Here is a 1,882-nt window from a genome sequence, read left to right on the forward strand (position 1 = left end):
AAAAAAGTTCTTGACAAAGGATTTGAGATTTGATAAAATATAAAAGCCGTCTGGTTCAGCCAGACGGAGGTAGTACTTTGAAAACTGAACAAAGTTTCGCTAAAAGTGTGCGGGTGTAAAACCCAAACAAGAAGCGAAGTCAATTCGCAAGCAATAAATTTGAGACAAAGATCTTAAATAATCGAATGAGCAATCATTCAAACTTAAATTTCAAAATGAGAGTTTGATCCTGGCTCAGGACGAACGCTGGCGGCGTGCCTAATACATGCAAGTCGAGCGAGCAGAACCAGCAGATTTACTTCGGTAATGACGCTGGGGACGCGAGCGGCGGATGGGTGAGTAACACGTGGGGAACCTGCCCCATAGTCTGGGATACCACTTGGAAACAGGTGCTAATACCGGATAAGAAAGCAGATCGCATGATCAGCTTATAAAAGGCGGCGTAAGCTGTCGCTATGGGATGGCCCCGCGGTGCATTAGCTAGTTGGTAAGGTAACGGCTTACCAAGGCGATGATGCATAGCCGAGTTGAGAGACTGATCGGCCACATTGGGACTGAGACACGGCCCAAACTCCTACGGGAGGCAGCAGTAGGGAATCTTCCACAATGGACGCAAGTCTGATGGAGCAACGCCGCGTGAGTGAAGAAGGTTTTCGGATCGTAAAGCTCTGTTGTTGGTGAAGAAGGATAGAGGTAGTAACTGGCCTTTATTTGACGGTAATCAACCAGAAAGTCACGGCTAACTACGTGCCAGCAGCCGCGGTAATACGTAGGTGGCAAGCGTTGTCCGGATTTATTGGGCGTAAAGCGAGCGCAGGCGGAAAAATAAGTCTGATGTGAAAGCCCTCGGCTTAACCGAGGAACTGCATCGGAAACTGTTTTTCTTGAGTGCAGAAGAGGAGAGTGGAACTCCATGTGTAGCGGTGGAATGCGTAGATATATGGAAGAACACCAGTGGCGAAGGCGGCTCTCTGGTCTGCAACTGACGCTGAGGCTCGAAAGCATGGGTAGCGAACAGGATTAGATACCCTGGTAGTCCATGCCGTAAACGATGAGTGCTAAGTGTTGGGAGGTTTCCGCCTCTCAGTGCTGCAGCTAACGCATTAAGCACTCCGCCTGGGGAGTACGACCGCAAGGTTGAAACTCAAAGGAATTGACGGGGGCCCGCACAAGCGGTGGAGCATGTGGTTTAATTCGACGCAACGCGAAGAACCTTACCAGGTCTTGACATCTAGTGCCATCCTAAGAGATTAGGAGTTCCCTTCGGGGACGCTAAGACAGGTGGTGCATGGCTGTCGTCAGCTCGTGTCGTGAGATGTTGGGTTAAGTCCCGCAACGAGCGCAACCCTTGTTATTAGTTGCCAGCATTAAGTTGGGCACTCTAATGAGACTGCCGGTGACAAACCGGAGGAAGGTGGGGATGACGTCAAGTCATCATGCCCCTTATGACCTGGGCTACACACGTGCTACAATGGGCAGTACAACGAGAAGCGAGCCTGCGAAGGCAAGCGAATCTCTGAAAGCTGTTCTCAGTTCGGACTGCAGTCTGCAACTCGACTGCACGAAGCTGGAATCGCTAGTAATCGCGGATCAGCACGCCGCGGTGAATACGTTCCCGGGCCTTGTACACACCGCCCGTCACACCATGGAAGTCTGCAATGCCCAAAGCCGGTGGCCTAACCTTCGGGAAGGAGCCGTCTAAGGCAGGGCAGATGACTGGGGTGAAGTCGTAACAAGGTAGCCGTAGGAGAACCTGCGGCTGGATCACCTCCTTTCTAAGGAAGCGAGAGTGATGGAGAGTAGAGATACTAAGAGAAGTCACTTAAGCAAGCGGAAGCACACTGAGAAACTTTGTTTAGTTTTGAGGGTAGTACCTCAAAGA

1 rRNA gene is annotated in these 1,882 nt (G+C 50.8%); it reads left to right on the top strand.

Features of this window, described 5'->3' with window-relative positions:
• Positions 1–211 precede the first annotated feature (211 nt).
• Positions 212–1,775, top strand: a 16S ribosomal RNA gene (locus tag CP355_RS09760).
• Positions 1,776–1,882 lie beyond the last annotated feature (107 nt).

It is taken from the genome of Lactobacillus sp. UMNPBX4 (genome assembly GCF_002554115.1).
Classification (GTDB): Bacteria; Bacillota; Bacilli; order Lactobacillales; family Lactobacillaceae; genus Lactobacillus; species Lactobacillus gallinarum.